Origin of the sequence: Okeania sp. SIO2B3, from assembly GCF_010672525.1 — a bacterium.
GTDB lineage: Bacteria > Cyanobacteriota > Cyanobacteriia > Cyanobacteriales > Microcoleaceae > Okeania.
In genome coordinates, this window is sequence record NZ_JAAHGH010000101.1 from 1 (window position 1) to 19,905 (window position 19,905).

Sequence of the window (19,905 nt, forward strand, 5' to 3'; positions counted from 1 at the left end):
TAGAGGAGGTAGGAGCGGGCGTTTTGTCCCAAAATTGTTCTGCCCAACTCTTGCACAAAATGCTAGTTTTTTGAGCAATCTTTACCGAAAACAGGCGCACCCCTTTCAACCTAAAACAGCTAAAACCTTTATCTATAAATGCTTTGATATTTAATCAGCAAGCCCTAATTATCAATTATCAATTATCAATTAATGAACAATATACTAATAGAGTGTGAATTTTTTAATTCGTTCCGCTGGTAAAATTATGATTGATTGAAAACCTCAAATATACTACTTATGAATCAATCAATTTATTAAACAGTTCGTTATTTCTAATATCGTCAAAGTCAGGTTCATTTTTTGCCATTTCTTTGCATCTACTATGATTGAGATTAATTGCTTTTTTCAAGCTTTTTAAACCTGCTTCAACTTCACCTTTCAGAACACAACAACGAGCCTTATTATACCAAGCACTCAAAAAGTCAGGTTTAATTTTTGCTGCATTATCATAACAAGCGATCGCCTCTCCATAAATACCTAACTTCATCAAAGCAACTCCCCGATTATTCCACGCATCGCTATAATTATTTTTAATAGCAATTGCCTGATTATAAGACTTAACTGCTTCTTGATATTTTTGAATTTTTGCTAAACAAACACCACGGTTATTCCACGCATCAGCATAATCAGCTTTGACTTTAATAGCTTGTTCAAAAGAATTAATTGCCTCTTGATAATGCTGCAATTCTATTAAAGAAACACCACGATTATTCCACGCATCAGCATAATCAGCGCGAATTTGTAACGCTCTATCATAAGAAACTATGGCCTCATCATACATTTTCAATCTTGTCAATACCACCCCTCGATTATTCCAAGTATCTGCCATTTCCGGATGAATTTTTAAGGCTTGATTGTAAGCAGAAACAGCTTCTTTTAGTCTACCTGCAAAGAAAAATTTATCTGCTTGTTTAGCATAATCATTTGCCATCATTAACGGCTCATAATTATCAGTTTTAGCAGTAGAATATTGAATCAATGTATCCTTTTGCAGTTGTTCGATTTTTTCATCAGCTTGTTGACTTTGTTGTTGGAGTTCATCTAATATTATTTGAGCTTCATTGACGATTTCTTTTAACTGAGATATTGTGTCATATTTAAAACTTTCAATTTCTTGCTCTGTCAGAAAAATTTTGTTAGATAATTTTGTCTGAAGAAACCAAATCCAAATTGCTGCAGAAGCAGGAAATAAAGTCAACAAAATTAAAAAGATACTGAGTAATGATGTGGCATGACGAAATGTATAATCTACTTCTTCTCGCACGCGAATACTAATTTCTTCTTTCAATTTAAAATCTGCTACTTGTTCCTGATTTTGAGCTAGTAAACTATCAATTGGATGAGTTACCAAATTTTTATTTTTTGGGAATGCAGATAATAACTTTAAATCATTTTTTTGTTGGTAATTATCGTTAACTTTATCCTTTGTCCCTTGACTATATGCAGAATTTCCACTAATAGAGAATATTAGGGTGATAATTAAAATAGAAATTGACTTTCGTAAGCCTTTGCTTAAGCTTTTTAGCATCTGTCTGTGGCAAAACTCTACCATATTTATAATTTTCATAGCTTCTAAAAATACAGATAAACTGATAATATTTCTACCTATAGCATTATAGAAATAGTAGATTTCAAATGTAGGGGCGAATGGCCATTCGCCCCTACTTTTGACTTAATATAGTAAATTTCAAACTTTTAACTTTTGACTTTTGACTTTTAAATTTTGACTTTTAACTTAAAAATGTCTGAATGGATTGAAATTGGTAGAATAGTTGCTCCTCAAGGTTTGAGAGGAGAGTTGCGAGTATACCCTAACTCTGACTTTCCAGAAAGATTCTTAGAACCAGGAAAAAGATGGTTATTACAACCAGGACAGGTGGACCCCCAAGATATTGAGTTACTGGGTGGTCGTTATCTTCCTGGTAAAGATTTATATGTGATAGAGTTAGCAGGGATTGAAAATCGTGAACAAGCTGAAGCATTACGGAATAGTCATTTGTTCATCCAACGAGGCGATCGCCCCCAACTAGCAGAGGATGAATTTTATCTACCAGACTTAATTGGTTTGACAGTTATTAATCAATTAAATGGGGAAATTATTGGTAAAGTTGTGAGTATGATTTCAGCAGGAAATGATTTGTTAGAAGTAGAAAAAATATCTACAGATACTCCTATTATTTCTGAAGCTATTACTCAAGATCAACCACCACAAGAAAGTGGGAGAAGTCGGCGTAAAAAACATCAGAAAAAACCTAAGTCTTCCCCTCCTCAAAATCTTTTAATCCCTTTTGTTAAAGAAATTGTTCCTGTAGTTGATTTTGAAAAAGGCATCATTGAAATTCTTCCCCCATTAGGGTTAATTGACTTATAAAAAATGGGTGCATCTCAATGCAAGAATAAAGCCAAAAAATTATCGCTTTTAGGCAACAGCGGTGCGACCCCGCGTCAGCGATAGATGCAAGGGAACGCGCACCAAGAGAGGCAAAAGCTCATCTGGCAACAGGGAATATATAGGAAAAAAGTATTTTTGCAAATATGAGATGCTCCCTAAAAAATTACATCAATTGAAATTCTTTAATAGCAGGTAAAAAGTTTTTATTTTCATGGCTTGGGCGACTAAGTTTAATCAGAACAAATCTTTGTAGTGGAGTTAGATTTTGCCATTTTTCTAATTTAATTTCAACCCCTGTTTCTTGAGCTTTACTTTGAACTACATCTGGAATTTTTGTGTCATCCATCCAAGCTGGATTTAGTTCTATAGATAATTCTTTAGCAGGGGTATCTGTATGTTTAATTACTAATTCATGTAGCCACTCTCGATAATTTTTAATTTCTTCTGGTGTACTGCAAGATTTATCTACTAGCTTTTGACGAATTAAATGATTAAATTGATGCCAGTGAGATAATTTTAATTTAACTCCGCAGGTATCTAATTTATAACGGACTATCATGGGAATACATCGTAGAGATTCTACAAAGTCTTGCTCAAATTCAAAATAATTATTCATTATATTTTCTTGATTTTTCAGTTTTATATAATGTCCGGTAAAACAGTTATGATTAGGTTCGTAATTTTGCTCTATTCCTAATATTTAGGGTTTGCGCTCAAAAGTATTTTAGTAGGGGTAGGAGACAACCCACCCGCGGGCCCCTCCCAGGAGGGGAGAAAAGGGTCGGGAGCGAGGAAGTAGGAGTAAGAATTGTAAGAATGATTTTTCTGCCCAACTATGCGCCTAAAATACGCTCCTTTTTGAGCGTTTTAGACTGAAACAGGCGCACTTTTTTCGTTCCCAAAAAGGCACTTGTCTTTATATGTCAATGCTTTTATATTTAATCAGCAAGCCCTATTTAGACCTAATATTAAGTCTGATTAATTAGCCATAATAAAAATGTTTTATAGCGTTTCTCAAATTAGTGATATACAGTTTTTTTTCTTTTTTTCTATCCCCTTTTTCTCGAATTAATACTCCCTACTCCCTAAAGCAAACGAATTTTGTACCTCACCAATATGAGAATTGCTATATTAAGTAATTAACACAGACTGAATAACTTTTTTTGATAATTATTAGCTAGTTATTGTTAATTATTCTTATTTTTACTTCTCCCCAACCTGCCCACTCCCCCAGGGCTAATTCATTGCCTGGGGAGAATATTTATATGGATATGAAATACATTTAATTATGCAAATATTAAGAATCTCCCCATCTCCCTATCAATTTTTCTAAGCGTGACAATAAATTGACCCTACCCCACTCCCCCGCTCAAGAAAATGTAGCAAACATTTATCAAATTGGTATAAAGGACTAGAGCAAAACTACAAACAAAAAATTATTTCGGCAACTTATATTGCCCTACAATTTTCTTAGCAAACTCTGGCACATGAGCCTCTAATTTTTCTGGATAATTCCGCTTCACATAAAGATAATTGCGAGTGAAATGAGAATCAATAGAAAACCGCCCATATTCCAAACCTTTAGGACCAATTTTTTCAATCACAACTCCCATTAATTTTGCAGCCCACATTGGCAAAGTAACAGCTTGGTCGTAAGCCGGAATACTTTGTTGAACAGCATTTTTTCTATCTCCCTGAGACATTACAGGTTGAGTATCTAACTGATTCATCACCAAATCTAACATTTGTTTTCCCGTCTCATTCCTAACAGTAATCCACTGCCAACCAAAAGGCGCTCCCATATATCCAACCACCAAATCTGCCAAACCATTGACATAGTCAAAACAACTCATACAAGAAGGAGCAAAAACATCTTTCAATTTCTTAGTATTTAACCCAAAAAATGGTACTTTTTCTATACTTCCATCCTCATGTTTAAAATGTACTCGAAAATCTTGCATAAATTCATAATGTACAACAGTTTCTGGAGACTTACTCGTAGTATCTAAGAACTTTTGCAAACCCTCTCTAGTCACATTATCCACACAAGGAGTTCCCAAAACATAGAGCTTTTCTAAACCTAATTGTTTTTCCACCGCTCGTAATGCTTGAATCTGACAACCAACCCCTATTACTAACAGTTTTTTCATCCCAGAATTTTCAATTTCTTCTAATACCGAAAGATTAGGAGAAAGAGTCGGTTTATTCACTTTTGCTGCCAATACTTCCTCTGGAGTCCGGGCAATAACTGGCATCGGTTGAAAGCGGTCTTCCTGAGTATTTTGCACGCAGACCACACCTTCCACAATACCTTGATTCAACATTTCACAGGCGATCGTACTCACAATACCAGTCCATTGTGCGCCCTCAATAGGTTGTTTTTTCCGAGCTGCCATCATATCTTGATGAACGCCAAAATAAGTCTCATTTTCATTATCTAGGTTGCGAGTGCGTCCGTGAGTTTCTTGTTCGAGGTTGTCAAATTGTTGATTAAGAAATGCACAGGCATCCTTGACATAATGGATATAATATGTGTCGCACAAACCACATTCGCTACAGAGTTCTTTGGCGGGGCGACGCGCACCTGGTCTGAGAGCTTTAGCTTTCTTGTGTTTAGGGGTGTTTGGAGTTGAGATAGTCATTGAAAATTGATTTGTTAAACTTAGTGACTTTTATCTAGGATACCACTTTGCAGTTATCAGTGGCTTTGTTGCATGAAAGTATATAGCTGCCGTACTTGTTCCACATATGTGCAACAATAATGCGCGGAAACTGCTGTAACTATTGGACAATAGATAATATAGAACATCAATGTTTGAGGTAAAAAAGACTGAAACTTTTACCTGTAAAAGCTTTGAGGTTTTATCGGTAGAGCAATAACTATTGGACAATAAATAAATAGAACATGAAGCCATCGCCAAACAGAGCAATATAGCTGCCGCCACCATCCTCCGCCAACGCCAATCAGCAGAGTAATAACTATTGGACAATAAATAAATAGAACATGAAGCCATCGCCAAACAGAGCAATATAGCTGCGGAATGGATGTTAAGAACGCTACTTTCATGCAACAAAGCCTTATTTAACTATTGTCCAATAGTTATTGCTCTGGTGATCAGCGTACGCTTTGTTTGGCAATCATTACTATTTAACTATTGGACAATAGTTATTACTCTGGTGATCGGCGTACGCTTTGTTTGGCAATGATTACTATTTATCTATTGGACAATAGTTATATCATTTTCGGACGGGTCAGTTATAAATAAAATTTAAGGACTGACAATACCGACTGTACCAAAGAAATACTGAAATTATCAATACTATTACCCAATATTTCCTCTTTTTCTCCTTTCTTTCCTCCTGAGGACTGACTTCCCCTCCACCGGAGGGGTTAGGGGTGGATTGACTCCTGAGGGCTCACAACAGTTATTTATAAGTATTCAACCGAACATGATATTACAGCAGTTTCCGCACGTTATTGTTGTACATATGCGGAGCAAGTGCGACAGCTATATACTTTCATGCAACAAAGCCATTAATAATTAATAATTACCTCGAGAGTGAAAACAGATAGGATTGACGATGATGATTCGAGAAATTGAGGAAATTATCCCTCGTCCTATTTCCCTTGATGAATGGGTGACTTTATAGTTACCCCAAAGCGTTCGCGGAGCGTTGCGGATGCAACATCGCTCCTTCTAAAACCAACTATGTTTGACAGGCGATCGCTTTTCATAGAAAATGTGGTTAAACAGTTGTCATTGGTACCAATTATATCTATAATCCAATATGGATAAAAATAGCCTTAGCTAAAAGGAAAGAAGAAAAGTCTATGCCAAATTATAATGAAGTAGTAAGTCAAATTCACAGCCTCACCAAGGCAGAGCAACTCCGACTATTAGAAGAATTAAAAGCAATAGTGGAGAACTCCATAGAAGTAGAGACAGAAGCAGAACTAATTTCTCCCGCAGAAATAGCTGCCAGGGAAACTGCATGGCAAGATTACTTAGGAGGTCGCGATCGCGGCAAATCTCTCCAAGAACTAGAATTAGAATTATTTGGGAGGGAGCTTTTTCAGTTTTAGTTATCAGTTATCAGCATGGAAAGGTATCTAATATAAACCCGGTTTATATATTTTTATACTATAATATACTTTCAAAAATTCTCTTTTTGGGTATTCTAATTTATGGTCAAGTCTCCTAAACAGACCTTATTAGCTGTGCTGAAAATAGCTCTGGTGTCTACTTCTTTACCTTTAATAGTAACAAGTTTGTCTCCATTACTCCCAGGCACTAAGCAAATTAATAGTCTAGTATTTGCCCAAGAAAATGTTGAACCTAACCCTCAACCTACTGCTAGTCTTAAACCAAAAAAGACAAGTCAACCCACTGAACAAAAAACACAGGAAAATTCGGAAAATTCTGATGATGAGAAAGAGTGGGAAGGGTGGTTAATTTTAATCCCTGTGCTGGCGGGTTTGTATTTGGGAGTTCTCTGGTTTCGTCCCCTATGGTTATTGGTTCTACCTGCAGAATTAAAGATACCGAAAACTCCAATAAATTTAAAACTACCTCCTGCTGTCCAACATTTTCTCAAGTATCGCCCCAGGGTACTAGATGCTTGGGTTGAAAAACATCTGGAGACTTTTCAACGGAAGTTTCTGGAGAATGAAACTGTTGAGGAACGAAAAGATTATGTTTCGCTTCCAGTTGAATTAAATGGTGAAGAAATTGATGAGCTGACAGCGGAAACCTTGAGCGAACCTTTTAACAGAGAAAGGCGAGTACGACTGTTAATTTGGGGTGAAGGAGGCTCAGGAAAAACAACTATTGCTTGTCAAATTGCTAAATGGGCAATGAAAAAGCAGCACCAGTCTAAAGCTTTAGCTAAACATTTGATGTTACCAGTTTTAATTGATAAGGAAATTGATAATACTGGAGATGGCATCAAACCGATAATGGAAGCAATTATGGCTGAAATTCAGGAGTTGATCGACAATGAACAAATGATTGTTGATGAATTATTAGTTAAACAACTCCTGCGACAGCGCCGAATTTTATTGATAGTCGATCGCTATTCAGAGATGAGTCAAGAAACTCAAGAAAAAATTAATCCCGACCCGAAAGAGTTTCCGGCAAATGCTTTAATTGTCACTTCCAGAATAGAGGAAAATTTCCGGGGTATCGATCTTAAAATTAAAACTCTCAGGTTTGATGGAGGAAAGTTAGCTTACTTTATCGAGCAGTATTTGAAGGAGTGCGGTAAGTGGGGTTTATTTGAGGCAGATCAAGAAGAATTTTTACAGGAATGCGCTCAACTTGCACGCATTGTTGGGGAACAGAAGACTATAACTGTTTTGCTGGCAAAGCTTTATGCTGAGAAGATGATAAATAGTAAGGAGAATAATGTTACCTCTGAGGGTTCTCTCGACAATATTCCCGATCTAATACTTAACCATTTAGAAAAGTTGAACCGTCAAGGTGAAAGAGAGACTAAGAGTGAATATCCTACAATTAAACAAGATGCTCAACTAATTGCTTGGAAATGTTTGGAGGAAGATTATAAACCATCCGATGTGAAGCGCAAAGAAGTAATTGAGGCTTTTCCAAGTTTGGATACAGATGAAGCAGAAGACTGTCTTAATTATTTTGAGAAAGACTTGCGACTGCTTAAGCGTACTGGATATGGTCCAATAAAAGATAGAAAGAAAATTCGCTTTGCTCTCGATCCGGTGGCAGAATATCTAGCTGCACTATATTTGGTACAGGAGAATAAGGATGATGAGGAAAAGTGGCGGGAGTTTGTGGCAAAAGCAGGCAAAAAGTTGGGTAAGGAAGAAATTAAAGGCTTTTTGTTGGCAGTGAGAGATTGTTGTTTGGCAAAAGGTTCGGAGGTTAGAGTACCTAGTTTTGTAGCAGATGAAATTGGGAAACTGGCAGGATTAGATTTGGATGCTTTAGAAAAAGAGCTAGAGAGGCAAAGAATTAAAAGGCTTGTCCGTAATTTGTTTGCTCCAGGGGCAACGGTACAAGATAGGGTAGACGATCTTAAAAAAATAGGAGGTAGTGGTTCGGTTGCTAAGTTTGTTGCTCTTGATATTGTTAAATGTCTAAAAGATGATGATGAAGAAGTGTGTCGTTATGCTGTAGGGGCATTGACCAAATTAGGCAATAGTTCTGAAACTGTGGTGCAAGCTCTTTTAGCTTTGCTTCAAAATGAAAATCCAGAGGTGCGTAAATCTGCTGCATGGGCGTTGGGCAACTTAGCCAATGATTCAGAACCAGTGCTGCAAGGTCTATTGTCCCTTCTTCAAGATGATGATAGAGAGGTGCGTAAATCTGCTGTAAAAGCGTTGGGCAACTTAGGTAATACTTCTGAACCTGTAGTGCAAGCTCTTTTAGCTTTACCTCAAGATGATGATAGAGAGGTGCGTAAATCTGCTGTAAAAGCGTTGGGCAACTTAGGTAATGCTTCTGAACCTGTAGTGCAAGCTCTTTTAGCTTTACTTCAAGATGATGATAGAGGGGTGCGTCTTCCTGCTGCAGAGGCGTTGGGCGATTTAGGCAATGCTTCTGAAGCTTTGGTGCAAGCTCTTTTAGTTTTACTTCAAGATGAAGATTCAGAGGTGCGTTTTTCTGCTGTAGAGGTATTGGGTAACTTAGGCAATGGTTCTGAACCTGTGGTGCAAGCTCTTTTAGCTTTACTTCAAGATGATGATAGAGGGGTGCGTCATTCTGCTGTAGAGGCGTTGAACAATTTAGGTGATTCTTCTGAACCTGTGGTGAAAGCTATTTTAGCTTTACTCAAAGATGAAGATTCAAGGGTACTTTATTCTGCTGTAAAAGCGTTAGGCAACTTAGGCAATGGTTCTGAACCTGTGGTGCAAGCTCTTTTAGCTTTACTTCAAGATGAAGATAGAGGGGTGTGTTATTCTGCGGCAGAGGCGTTGGGCAACTTAGGCAATGGTTCTGAAGCTGTAGTGCAAGCTCTTTTAGATTTACTTCAAGACAAAGATGCAGTGATGCGTCATTTTGCTGCAGAAGCGTTGAGCAACTTAGGCAATGGTTCTGAACCTGTGGTGCAAGCTCTTTTAGCTTTACTTCAAGATGAAAATAACATGGTGCGTTCTTCTGCTGCAAAGGCGTTGGGCAACTTAGGCAATGGTTCTGAACCTGTGGTGCAAGCTCTTTTAGCTTTACTTCAAGATGAAGATAACATGGTGTGTTTTTCTGCTAAAAAAGCATTAAAAAAATTAGGCATTAATTCAGAATCTGAAAACTAGAAAACCCAGTTATTCAATTAACAAATATTTCACAGAAAAAAATGATGAAATTAACAGAGATTAGACAAAAAGGATACAAAGCACTAATAGATTCATTAGGTGTTGTGGGAATGTTACGTTTTCTCCAAGAACTTCATGCAGGTTCCGGAGACTATACCAAGGAAAAATATCAATTAGAGGAACCTAAATTCGAGGAATTTGAAGAGTTTATTCAACAAAAAAATCAACTACAAGATGATAGTTCAGAAGTCAATTTTTCAGCACCAGAAGCATTAGATAAATTAGATAATACTTCAGAAGCAGTTGTGCAAACTCTATTAACTCTACTTCAAGATGACAATTCAAGTATGCGTTTTTCTGCTGTAGAAGTGTTAGGCAAATTAAGCAATTCTTCAGAGCCAGTTGTGCAAGCTCTATTAACTCTACTTAAATATGATGATTCAACAGTGCGTTCCTCTTTAGTAGAGGTATTAGAAAAGTTAGATAATAGTTCAAAACCTACTTGAGTAGGGGAGTGGTAAACATAATAATAATTATTATTAATACTATAGCAGTTCTTTAAACCTATGAAGTACAGTTTTAGATCCCCCCTAACCCCCCTTAGTAAGGGGGGAACCACTTAAAAAGGGGGGAGTCTTCAAAGTCCCCCTTTTTAAGGGGGATTTAAGGGGATCGTGAATATACCTCATAACTATGGGAATTGCTATAAAAGGAGCAAAAATCAAATGTCTTACAGCGATTTAACATTACCAAAAATCCAACAATAATTTTCCTTAACAATCAATGAAAAAGTAGATTTTTTTGCCAATATTTCCGAAGTCAAACCAAGCGATTTTCTAAGACAAACATTACAAAATAACTTACCATTAGCTTTAGCAATTAATACAGAAAAAGCCCGTTCCGAAATGATTATTGCTCCAATTTTAATAGAATTCAGAAAAACCCTAAATAATCAAATTAGCCTGTTTTCCGGAACAGAATTTAATGTCGATACTGCCAGAGGATTAAACGGTACTTGTGACTTTCTAATTAGTCTAGACCCAGAACAACTATTTATTAAATCTCCAGTTTTTGCCATTGTAGAAGCTAAAAAAGAAAACTTAAACGCCGGATTAGGGCAATGTCTCGCAGAAATGATAGCAGCACAAATATTTAATCAACAACAAGGCAATCAAATTTCCACTATTTACGGCGTTGTCACCACTGGAAATATTTGGAAATTCTTAAAATTAGAAAATACAGAAGTTCATATCGATCTAACTGAATACTTTATTAATAACTTAGAGAAAATTTTGGGAATTTTATCCCTGGGAATTAACAGTAATTTGCCCAACAAACAGCAAAATTTGTAGATGCGTTAGACGGCGAAAATTTAGAATATGAAAAGTATTTAACAATCCGTCTTAAGGCATCGTTAAAGAAGAAATTAATTGCTATAATGTCAAAAATAACCCCGGAACTCGACCGAAATTAAAATTACTAATTTTTGACTCTAACAAAGAGGAAATTGTAACATGGAAAAGCTAAATTACCGTACGAATAAAACTGTAGAAAATCGTGACAACTTTTATCTTAATATTGGATTAACCAATACTGGCTGTACGGCACAGCTCACTATTCCCTCGGCAGTAAATGCCCCTGGGAATTTCTTTCTAATTATTTGAATACTACCATTAATGTCAGCATTAATCACTTTACCAGTTGCACTCCTGAATAAACCACGTTTGACTCGTTTACCTACATACAATTCATGCTGACAGGGCAATTCTAGGTCAAGTGCAGAAGTTTTACTGCTATAACTTTCTTCAGTCTCAATCACTTTAATTCCTGCTAACACACACTTATAAGTTATCTGTTTAACTAGCTTAGAATGTGGTATTTGAGTAAAATTTTGGTTATTTTTTTTGCCGATGTTTGCACCTTGTTTCCAATTATCATTTTTGCCGATGACTACAGTACCAATATTATTTGTGGTTAAATACTCAACCACTAATTTACTGGTGTTATGCAGATAATTCTCCACAAAACAATTTCGGTGATAGGTTAACGCTTCAATCTTACGGCTAGTTTTTTTCTGGCCCTTGAGAACACTTTGATATTTAGCTTTTCGCTTGTTGTAAAGCTGATTGGCGCTTTTTAGTGGCTTCCCATTAACAAGCAGAGGTTTCACACCAGGCTTGTTTGTAGCTAGAGCAACTAATCTATCAATCCCTAAATCTATTCCTCCTACATATGTAGACTCTATCCGTTGTTGTTCAGTTTTTTCATACACAACTTCAATTACATAGCAGCCAGTTGCAGGTACTATCCTCACTTCAACTACAGACTCAACCACTACAGGTATTTTGATATCACTCATAGATAAGTGACAAATACCGTCCTTTAGTGGTGCTTTATATACAGACTCTTTTGAGTAGATAACTACATTTCGGCCTTTGGTTTTGTCCTTATACTTTGGTATTTTGGGTTTACCTAGAAACCTTTGTGGATGTTTTGACCATTCTTTTATCGCTTGAAAATAGCCACGCCAAGTTGCCACCAAGCATTTTATTATTTGTTTTGAGACTTTAGTTGGCAAGGCTCTATAAGCATCACTCTCTTTGGTGGTGTGGTACAGTTTAGTTAGTGAGAGACTTTTACCAGTCGTGAAAAAATGCTGACGACAGTGATAGTTAGCCAAGTTATACAGGTTTTTTGACTTAAAAGCTAACTCATCACACACCCGCCAAAAGTTATGTGTTCGTCTAATTATATGTCTGTCAACAACAATCAATTGTGCACTAACCCTCAAATTTTGCTATAGTCACCTGTGACTACTATCATGGTCAAAATCATTCATTGCCTAAATTTAGGCTTTCTATTAACTATTTAATATTACAATACTTTTCTACATTTGACAACTATTTTCTACAGTTTAAATTTAACAGTTAATTACCCCGAACTGGTGCAAAAAATTTTGACCGAAAGTTTCTTAGGAGAAGATATCTCTCCAGATACGGAAGTAGAAGCTGTTTTCGATACAGTGCGTGATCGCTATCTAGTCGTTAATCTAGGTTGGGACGACCACAAACGAGTATATGGTACCACAGTTCATGTGGATATTAAGGATGGGAAAATCTGGATACAACAAGATTGTACCGATATCGGTGTTGCCGACGAGTTGTTAGCAGCAGGTGTGCCCAAGACAGATATAGTTTTGGGTTTTCAATCTACCTATCGACGACAGTTTAGCGGGTTCGCTGTCGGTTAGGACTATAGCGCTACGCGCAAGTCAAAAGTCAAAAGTAATATCTGACTGAGTTTGAGCATTTAAAAATGTCCTAACCTATTTGCGTAGTGCTATAACTAATGAAGTAAAATAATAATATAGCAAGGAACGAGTTGGTTAGGACATAGACTAATGATGAATCTTAGATTAGGCAATGTTTTTCCCACTATTACCTGTTGCCTGCTATACAAGATTAAATTTCTCTCAAAAAACTTTCCCCTGGTAACGACAAATTCTGTAGTTTACTATTTACCCAATTTGCTGCTGCTAACCCAGAAGCGAAAGCACCCTCAATATTATCTCCGCCACACCAGTCACCTGCACCTACTAATGGCAATGGCAATTCTGTAGTCAGACAAGAAATAGCTAAAGGTTGACGACAAAAAGCATAGCGCCACCGATGCACTTGCAACCATTCTGGATATTTTAACCATGGCATCAATTGTTGTGCTGTATATTCTAGTAATTCTTGTCCTACTGGTTGTAAGTCTGTCGTGTCGAGGTGGGTAGTGGCAAATTTGGCGTTGCTTTGAATGACAAACACAGGTTGAGTAGAATGGGGACGTTTACTGCTATCAACACCTACCCAGGCAAGATAGTCATCATTAGGAAAAGCGATCGCTCGCCACTCCGGTAAATTTTCCTGTAGAGCTGGAAAATATCCCGCCATCACAGTAATACAGGGGTCATATTCCACAAAACGCAAATTATTGAGAAATTCCGGTGGCGTTTCCGCAACAGGTTTATCTAAAATCATTAATGCTTGAGGTGCAGGAATAGCTACAACAACAGCTTTCGATATTACTTCTATAGGTTTTTCAGTAGCAGCATCATTCATAACTTCCAAAGTCAGATGCCAATTTTTATCCACTGTTGGTTGCATAGTTTGCACTCGCCTACTAAACCAAACCTCTAAATTTTGGGCAAGAAATTTACCCACAGAGTTCATTCCCTGGGGCGCAATATAACAATGTTTGGTAAGAGGAAGTATTAGCCCCTGGGGTTGAGTTAGTTCATAAATTTTATCGGTCCAAAGTTGGAGAATGTGCTGGGAAGAAAGGCCATTTTTTTCTTTTTCTAGATAATTAATTAATTGTTGCAAAAATTTACCTGTGGGTTCGAGGTAACGTAGCCCATGATCTACACGAGTTCCTGATACTCGGCGAGTTGCCATCCGTCCCCCCGATCCCCGAGACTTTTCCAGTACCACCACCGAATAACCAGCCTGCTGGAGTTGTTGAGCGCAGACTAGACCAGCCATACCAGCACCAATTACTGTAACATCAAATTGTTGCGATCCCATAATAATTTTCCTGGCGACAATAAATAGTTATGTTATAATAATCAAGTACTCAGCCTTAATTGGGTAATTTGTCTCTGAAACTAGAGCATTGACTTAATCAACAAATTAACGATAGAATACCTCAGAATCCATACCATTATCTTATATCAATGCATGAAATCTATCAGAACAAAGCTCAAACTCAATAGAACCTTTGATTACCATGAGTATGGCTTATCAATAGATCGAGATTTGAATGCAAGTATTAATTTAAGAGATGCGGTCGGCTTGACCGTTAATGCCTGTGGATGAGTAACCGCCGACGGCCTCACAAGAAGCAGGAAGTGAACATTAAAATGTCATATAGCGACATTTTATATCAGTTTTATAAAGCAGGAAACGTAAGTTGAATGAACTAAGAGCAGCACTGGAATTAGCAACAGAAGAGGAGTTACAGCAGTTAACAGAACTTTTGTTTGGGCGCGGGATCAATCCTTTGGATTATTTCCAGACTCCTCTGCCCATAGATGTACAAAGTCGCGATCGTGATGCCTGGTTAGACGCCCTAGAGCAAAGATTTTGTTATCTGGTGGCAGATGGCATGACGGTATTGCGAGGACGCACTCAAAAAATAACCTATCGGCAAGCTTTAATCAAAGTTTGTCGTTATCTGAAAATTCCCTACTCTCAAAATCTTTCAACTATAGATTTAGAAGCAGAGGTATTTCTCCATGTTTTAGGTCAGGCATGGAAGCGCCTACCAAAATCAGAACAAGAGGTCTTAAGCCAAAGTATATGTCGATCCCTTGCCGAATCTAATGTACCTCAGCCTTTACCAATATTAATACAAAAAAATCCATTAAGTTTACTATTGAAAGGTGGTAGTGCTTTGGCCGTGAGTTCAATTTTGAAACCCATTTTACTCAAGGAATTTGCCCGCCAGTTTGCCATTCATTTTGCTAAATATCAAGTGACAAAAGCAGCATTAGTTAGGGGTGGGGCAACAGCAGCAGCTCAGTTTCAAAGTCACATAACTATGCAAATGGCTAATCGAGGTATGGCCATAAGTGCAGCTCGCTATGGGGCAGCGCGGACAGCTTTAGGACTTTTAGGCCCGATGCTCTGGACTTGGTTTTTGGCCGATTTGGGTTGGAGAGCGATCGCCACAAACTATGGCCGTGTGATTCCCGCTGTTTTTGTTTTGGCGCAAATTCGGTTGTTGAATTAGCAAGGATGCGTTATACTTTAGGCTTAATTTTAGAGTTATCCGGATAATCAGTAATAAAAAAAACCTTCTGGTTTTGAACCAATATTCCCTTCTGCTTTCTGCCCTCTGCCTTCTGTATTCCTTCCTCCTAAGTGTAGGTATTCAAGCGGACATGATATAAGATATTAAACAAATCTATTGTTTGAATTACCAGTGTTTAGGAGAACAGAAATGAGTTTGAATATTCAAGGTATAGTTAGTTCTGTTAAAGAAGAGCTAGCTCCTCAGTTTGAGGAAAAATTACGCAGTTATTTAGTACAACAAGATCGAGAATGGTTAATTGAGCAAATTATACGTTTAACTTTAGATTCTTTATATATAAAAAAGAAAGATATTAAAGCTATTCAAGAACAAAAAGCTCAAGAGAGGCTTTCAAGAATAGAACGCCTGAAAGATATGGCGTTAGATAGAGAAAAATTAGATAATTTCCTCAAAAAGTATGAAAAAAGAGACCGCAATCAACTAATAGAAGCTGGATATTTAATTAATAATCCTCCGGAAAAAGGAACTGACTTAATAACAGAAAAATATCGGAGTAACCAGGGTAATGAATTACTTATTCTAGCTAAAGACGTGCTTTTTGCACTACTATTTGGAGATGAAAGTAATCATGTTAAATTTACTAGAATTGAACAGGAATTATTAACATTAACTGTACCCAGATTCAAATCTGAATCATTAAATTTTATGAAAGCAACAACAGAAATTAGTGGTTTGGGAACCTGGCAAGATCCTGATAGTGTATCTAATGATTCACGGGCAGATAATATTATTTTGCAGGTGGAGTATGGAGAGATAGAAGGAGAGTTAATAGGCGATGGTATAGTAACTTCCTTAAGCTTAATTAATAATCTAGAAATTAATGAGCAAATTCTCTATGCAAGGATGATAAATGTTGAACAAAGTACCTTAATTACTTAAAATTTTTTAGGACTTACGCAAAATAAGATATTTCTGTCATTGCCAGCGACAGCGTTTGCGTTTCATGTGCGTAGCAAAGCAGTCCGTCAGGATAGTAATCTAAAACGTCAAAATTGCCTTTCTCATGCGTAAGTCCTGTTTGTGTGAACTTCAGATCGACTTAGAAGCAAAAGAAACAGAGAATATCTATATTTGTTTAATTAACAGCTTTAGGATTCTTAGCCCCGCTTCTCTGGACTTGGTTTTTGGCCGATTTGGGTTGGAGAGCGATCGCCACAAACTATGGCCGTGTAATCCCTGCTGTTTTTGTTTTGGCGCAAATTCGGTTGTTGAATTAGGAAGAAGGTCTTAGATGGTAGATTGTAAGTTTTTGGAGAAAGAGTCAGCAAAGTGGTTAAAGTTCAGAGTTATCGGGATTTACAAGTCTGGCATCAGAAATTACTTTTGACTTTTGACTTCTAACTTCTAACTTACTCGTAGCGCTATATCGCGCTCTTATCCGGACAAGATATCATATCATACCTCAAATCACCAACGCCAAATTAAAATAGTTAACACTCATCAGTCAACTTTGGGGAAAATTATTTGTTTTCAGGCAAGCTGCACACACAAACTGTAACTCGGAACCAGAACTACTGATAACTGTTATAGCAGAAGGAAGAAGAAAGAAGGAAGAAGGAAAAATCTTGCTGCATACATAAAACGCAAACATAATGCTAACGCCAACAGCATAAATGCCTTCTTCAAGGGTATTCAACCAGAAGTGTGTTAACAGGTCTTCGCCTTGAAAGTAGAAGGTCTGAGTTATTCGTTAGTTCCTGGCAGAAATTCCCCATCTGAACCAGTAAACTCCTGCCTTCCTTTCAAAAGCGTTTTGGTACGGAAAATGTTGATCGCTAGTTAAGCAGACTCAGGTTTTGGCAACGATGATGGATGCACTAATAAATCTGCAGTCGATCGCTTCTCGACCATTTCCTTGGTAATAGTACACCGAGTCACATCTTTCCGTGAAGGTAATTCATACATCACATCCAACATCAACTCCTCCACAATACCCCGCAACGCTCGTGCTCCCGTCTTTCTCCTAAACGCTTCTTTCGCGATCGCCCGAATTGCCTCTTCCTCAAACTCCAACTGTACATTATCCATCCGCAACAACTTTTGATATTGCTTCACCAAAGCATTCTGAGGTTCTGTCAAAATTGCCATTAGAGTCTCCTCATCCAGAGGCTCAACTACGGCCACCATTGGTATTCGTCCAATTAACTCTGGAATTAAACCAAACTTCACCAAATCATTCGGTTCCATTTGCTTCATTAAATCTACGACTTTTTTATCCTTGGACTGATTTTCTCCTGCTTGCTGAACAAAGCCCATTGACTTTTTGCCGTTTCTCTGTTCTACTATTTTATCTAAACCAACAAAAGCCCCACCACATATAAATAGAATATTGCTCGTATCAATCTGAATACAATCTTGATAGGGATGCTTCCGACCACCTTGAGGCGGGACATTAGCAACAGTTCCCTCTAACATTTTTAATAAAGCCTGCTGTACCCCCTCTCCAGACACATCTCTTGTGATCGAAGGGTTCTCACTCTTGCGAGCTATCTTATCTATCTCATCTATATATATGATACCCCGTTGTGCTTCCTCTACTTCTAAATCTGCTACTTGCAGAAGTCGCAGCAGAATATTCTCCACATCTTCCCCAACATATCCAGCTTCTGTTAATGTCGTCGCATCTGCCACAGCAAATGGTACATCCAATAATTCTGCCAAAGTTTGAGCCAACAATGTCTTACCACAACCAGTCGGCCCAATCAATAAAATATTAGATTTTTGTAATTCCACCTCATCCGGAGAGGACTTGCCACTTTTTTTAGCTTCTACAAAGGTCAGACGTTTATAGTGGTTATAAACTGCCACTGACAAAACCTTCTTACCTTCTTCCTGACCAATAACATGAGCATCTAGATAATTCTTAATTTCTCTAGGTTTAGGAAGTTGAGCAACCGACACTCTCTTCGCAGCACTATTTTGCTTTTGAGTAGAGTTTGCTGCTTTTTGCATTGGAGGTTGTGGCCCTGTTGAGTTAGAGTCAAAAAGCTCCTCATCTAAAATCTCATTGCACAACTCTACACATTCATCACAAATATAAACTCCAGGACCTGCTATTAACTTGCGGACCTGTTCCTGAGACTTGCCACAAAATGAACATTTTAGATGGGAGTCGTATTTAGACATAACTTCCTCTTATTACATTGCAGGAACAGACTCTCCTGGTACAGGAAGATTCTGTTTAGTAATCACTTGATCGACCAGGCCATAATTTTTGGCTTCTTCTGCGGACATAAAGAAGTCGCGGTCTGTATCAACTTCTATTTTTTCTAGAGGTTGGCCTGTATGAGCTGATAAAAGTTCATTCAGCTTACGTTTATGATATAAGATTTCTTTAGCCTGGATCTCAATATCTACTGCTTGACCTTGAGCCCCACCTAGAGGTTGGTGAATCATTATTCTAGAACTAGGAAGGGACATTCTTTTACCTTTTGTCCCACCAGAAAGAAGAAAAGCTCCCATACTTGCAGCCAAACCGTAACAAATTGTGACAACATCCGGCCGCACCTGCTGCATGGTGTCATATATAGCCATTCCAGCAGTTACAGAGCCTCCAGGGGAGTTGATATAGAGTTGGATATCTTTTTCTGGGTCTTCAGCATCCAGGAATAACATCTGTGCAGTAATGGTATTAGCTACATTATCGTCTACTGGAGTCCCCAAAAAAATAATTCTTTCTCTGAGGAGCCGTGAGTAGAGGTCAAAAGCTCTTTCTCCCATCCCTGATTGTTCGACAACCATGGGCACAATGTTACTAGGACCGGAGTAAACTTGTAACTTGTTATAGATATTAACTAAATCATCAGAATATTGAGATATCACCATAGTACATCAGTTTATATATAAACAAATTTTGTTTTTACTTACTCATTTTTGATTAGTATCAATCCAAGCTGAATATTATTACTTAGCTTTACTAATAGTGACGTTCTCCCTCGTTATAGCGCTAGCTTAACGAGGGCTTCCCTCCCTCACGGAAAAGGGCTTCCTGCTTCCAAGGTTAAGCATCCTCTTAACTTCCACAGGCAGAAACGATGAGACCCACCGCCGTTTTGTACTGAAATTTCTGTACTCACCTAGCTAGCTTCTGTGATTTTACCTTCTCACATAAATTACTAGGACTTCACCAGTTGAACCCCATATCTTGAGTTGTCTCGGTTCTGAAGTCAGGTGCGTATTACCGCTACTCCTGATGAGAAGAATCATAGCATAATTCTTGTTAATTGTTTTTTTACAGGTCGCGATTCCCCTCCCGTTAAATCGGATATTATAATGGGAGACCCAGAGCGACATTTAGTTGGGATTACCCAACCATTCGACTCCTCCGGAA

General features: G+C 37.7%; 17 protein-coding genes. 10 read left to right on the forward strand and 7 right to left on the reverse strand.

Annotation, left to right across the window (positions count from 1 at the left end; all coding sequences use genetic code 11):
• Positions 1-277 precede the first annotated feature (277 nt).
• Entirely contained in the window at positions 278-1,609 is a 1,332-nt protein-coding gene (locus F6K15_RS31650) for a tetratricopeptide repeat protein (RefSeq protein WP_293069153.1), read from the reverse strand.
• Between the two features lie 174 nt (positions 1,610-1,783).
• On the opposite strand from F6K15_RS31650, the gene rimM reads away from it, so the two are divergent.
• Positions 1,784-2,413, forward strand: coding sequence for a ribosome maturation factor RimM (gene rimM / locus F6K15_RS31655; RefSeq protein ID WP_293069155.1), 630 nt, complete (start codon positions 1,784-1,786; stop codon positions 2,411-2,413).
• A 184-nt stretch (positions 2,414-2,597) separates the two neighbouring features.
• Here rimM and F6K15_RS31660 read toward each other — a convergent pair whose 3' ends face one another.
• Both F6K15_RS31660 and F6K15_RS31665 read right to left on the reverse strand, forming a co-directional pair.
• A complete protein-coding gene (locus F6K15_RS31660; RefSeq protein WP_293069157.1) occupies positions 2,598-3,050 on the reverse strand; it encodes a nitrate reductase associated protein in 453 nt (150 codons plus the stop codon).
• A gap of 820 nt (positions 3,051-3,870) precedes the next feature.
• Complete coding sequence (locus F6K15_RS31665; RefSeq protein WP_293069159.1) at positions 3,871-5,076, reverse strand: Coenzyme F420 hydrogenase/dehydrogenase, beta subunit C-terminal domain; 1,206 nt, start codon at positions 5,074-5,076, stop codon at positions 3,871-3,873.
• Between the two features lie 1,190 nt (positions 5,077-6,266).
• On the opposite strand from F6K15_RS31665, the gene F6K15_RS31670 reads away from it, so the two are divergent.
• From F6K15_RS31670 to F6K15_RS31685, 4 genes are all read left to right on the forward strand, one after another.
• The gene (locus F6K15_RS31670; RefSeq protein WP_293069161.1) at positions 6,267-6,518 is read left to right on the forward strand and encodes a hypothetical protein; all 252 of its coding nucleotides are present in this window, start codon (positions 6,267-6,269) and stop codon (positions 6,516-6,518) included.
• 102 nt (positions 6,519-6,620) lie between these two features.
• Positions 6,621-9,716: a HEAT repeat domain-containing protein gene (locus tag F6K15_RS31675; RefSeq protein WP_293069162.1), complete on the forward strand. Its 3,096-nt coding sequence runs from the start codon at positions 6,621-6,623 to the stop codon at positions 9,714-9,716.
• 41 nt (positions 9,717-9,757) lie between these two features.
• Complete coding sequence (locus tag F6K15_RS31680; protein ID WP_293069164.1) at positions 9,758-10,222, forward strand: HEAT repeat domain-containing protein; 465 nt, start codon at positions 9,758-9,760, stop codon at positions 10,220-10,222.
• A gap of 399 nt (positions 10,223-10,621) precedes the next feature.
• Positions 10,622-11,068, forward strand: coding sequence for a hypothetical protein (locus F6K15_RS31685; RefSeq protein ID WP_363269131.1), 447 nt, complete (start codon positions 10,622-10,624; stop codon positions 11,066-11,068).
• 215 nt (positions 11,069-11,283) lie between these two features.
• On the opposite strand, the gene F6K15_RS31690 is transcribed toward F6K15_RS31685, so the two are convergent.
• Positions 11,284-12,507: a transposase gene (locus F6K15_RS31690; RefSeq protein ID WP_363269133.1), complete on the reverse strand. Its 1,224-nt coding sequence runs from the start codon at positions 12,505-12,507 to the stop codon at positions 11,284-11,286.
• Positions 12,508-12,609: 102 nt separating this feature from the next.
• Between F6K15_RS31690 and F6K15_RS31695 the strand changes: the two genes are divergently transcribed.
• On the forward strand, positions 12,610-12,966 hold the full coding sequence (locus F6K15_RS31695) for a XisI protein (RefSeq protein WP_363269135.1): 357 nt from the start codon (positions 12,610-12,612) through the stop codon (positions 12,964-12,966).
• A gap of 211 nt (positions 12,967-13,177) precedes the next feature.
• Here the strand turns inward: F6K15_RS31695 and F6K15_RS31700 are convergent, their stop codons facing one another.
• The gene (locus tag F6K15_RS31700; protein ID WP_293069168.1) at positions 13,178-14,287 is read right to left on the reverse strand and encodes an NAD(P)/FAD-dependent oxidoreductase; all 1,110 of its coding nucleotides are present in this window, start codon (positions 14,285-14,287) and stop codon (positions 13,178-13,180) included.
• A gap of 153 nt (positions 14,288-14,440) precedes the next feature.
• Between F6K15_RS31700 and F6K15_RS31705 the strand changes: the two genes are divergently transcribed.
• From F6K15_RS31705 to F6K15_RS31720, 4 genes are all read left to right on the forward strand, one after another.
• Complete coding sequence (locus F6K15_RS31705) at positions 14,441-14,578, forward strand: hypothetical protein (RefSeq protein WP_293069170.1); 138 nt, start codon at positions 14,441-14,443, stop codon at positions 14,576-14,578.
• 94 nt (positions 14,579-14,672) lie between these two features.
• On the forward strand, positions 14,673-15,494 hold the full coding sequence (locus tag F6K15_RS31710; RefSeq protein WP_293069172.1) for a YaaW family protein: 822 nt from the start codon (positions 14,673-14,675) through the stop codon (positions 15,492-15,494).
• A 210-nt stretch (positions 15,495-15,704) separates the two neighbouring features.
• Entirely contained in the window at positions 15,705-16,454 is a 750-nt protein-coding gene (locus F6K15_RS31715; protein WP_293069174.1) for a hypothetical protein, read from the forward strand.
• Between the two features lie 139 nt (positions 16,455-16,593).
• Positions 16,594-16,806 (forward strand): hypothetical protein, encoded by a 213-nt coding sequence (locus tag F6K15_RS31720; protein ID WP_293069176.1) that lies wholly within the window; start codon positions 16,594-16,596, stop codon positions 16,804-16,806.
• A 548-nt stretch (positions 16,807-17,354) separates the two neighbouring features.
• Here the strand turns inward: F6K15_RS31720 and clpX are convergent.
• Positions 17,355-18,701, reverse strand: coding sequence for an ATP-dependent protease ATP-binding subunit ClpX (gene clpX, locus F6K15_RS31725; RefSeq protein WP_293069178.1), 1,347 nt, complete (start codon positions 18,699-18,701; stop codon positions 17,355-17,357).
• A gap of 12 nt (positions 18,702-18,713) precedes the next feature.
• On the reverse strand, positions 18,714-19,400 hold the full coding sequence (gene clpP, locus F6K15_RS31730; RefSeq protein ID WP_124145365.1) for an ATP-dependent Clp endopeptidase proteolytic subunit ClpP: 687 nt from the start codon (positions 19,398-19,400) through the stop codon (positions 18,714-18,716).
• Positions 19,401-19,905 lie beyond the last annotated feature (505 nt).

Bases quoted from the DNA above. Each gene is read 5' to 3' on its own strand.
- clpP (WP_124145365.1), bottom strand. From the start codon at position 19,400: ATGGTGATATCTCAATATTCTGATGATTTAGTTAATATCTATAACAAG.
- F6K15_RS31680 (WP_293069164.1), top strand. From the start codon at position 9,758: ATGATGAAATTAACAGAGATTAGACAAAAAGGATACAAAGCACTAATA.
- F6K15_RS31665 (WP_293069159.1), bottom strand. From the start codon at position 5,076: ATGACTATCTCAACTCCAAACACCCCTAAACACAAGAAAGCTAAAGCT.
- rimM (WP_293069155.1), top strand. From the start codon at position 1,784: ATGTCTGAATGGATTGAAATTGGTAGAATAGTTGCTCCTCAAGGTTTG.
- F6K15_RS31650 (WP_293069153.1), bottom strand. From the start codon at position 1,609: ATGAAAATTATAAATATGGTAGAGTTTTGCCACAGACAGATGCTAAAA.
- F6K15_RS31715 (WP_293069174.1), top strand. From the start codon at position 15,705: ATGAGTTTGAATATTCAAGGTATAGTTAGTTCTGTTAAAGAAGAGCTA.
- F6K15_RS31700 (WP_293069168.1), bottom strand. From the start codon at position 14,287: ATGGGATCGCAACAATTTGATGTTACAGTAATTGGTGCTGGTATGGCT.
- F6K15_RS31660 (WP_293069157.1), bottom strand. From the start codon at position 3,050: ATGAATAATTATTTTGAATTTGAGCAAGACTTTGTAGAATCTCTACGA.
- F6K15_RS31685 (WP_363269131.1), top strand. From the start codon at position 10,622: ATGATTATTGCTCCAATTTTAATAGAATTCAGAAAAACCCTAAATAAT.
- F6K15_RS31705 (WP_293069170.1), top strand. From the start codon at position 14,441: ATGAAATCTATCAGAACAAAGCTCAAACTCAATAGAACCTTTGATTAC.
- F6K15_RS31670 (WP_293069161.1), top strand. From the start codon at position 6,267: ATGCCAAATTATAATGAAGTAGTAAGTCAAATTCACAGCCTCACCAAG.
- clpX (WP_293069178.1), bottom strand. From the start codon at position 18,701: ATGTCTAAATACGACTCCCATCTAAAATGTTCATTTTGTGGCAAGTCT.
- F6K15_RS31675 (WP_293069162.1), top strand. From the start codon at position 6,621: ATGGTCAAGTCTCCTAAACAGACCTTATTAGCTGTGCTGAAAATAGCT.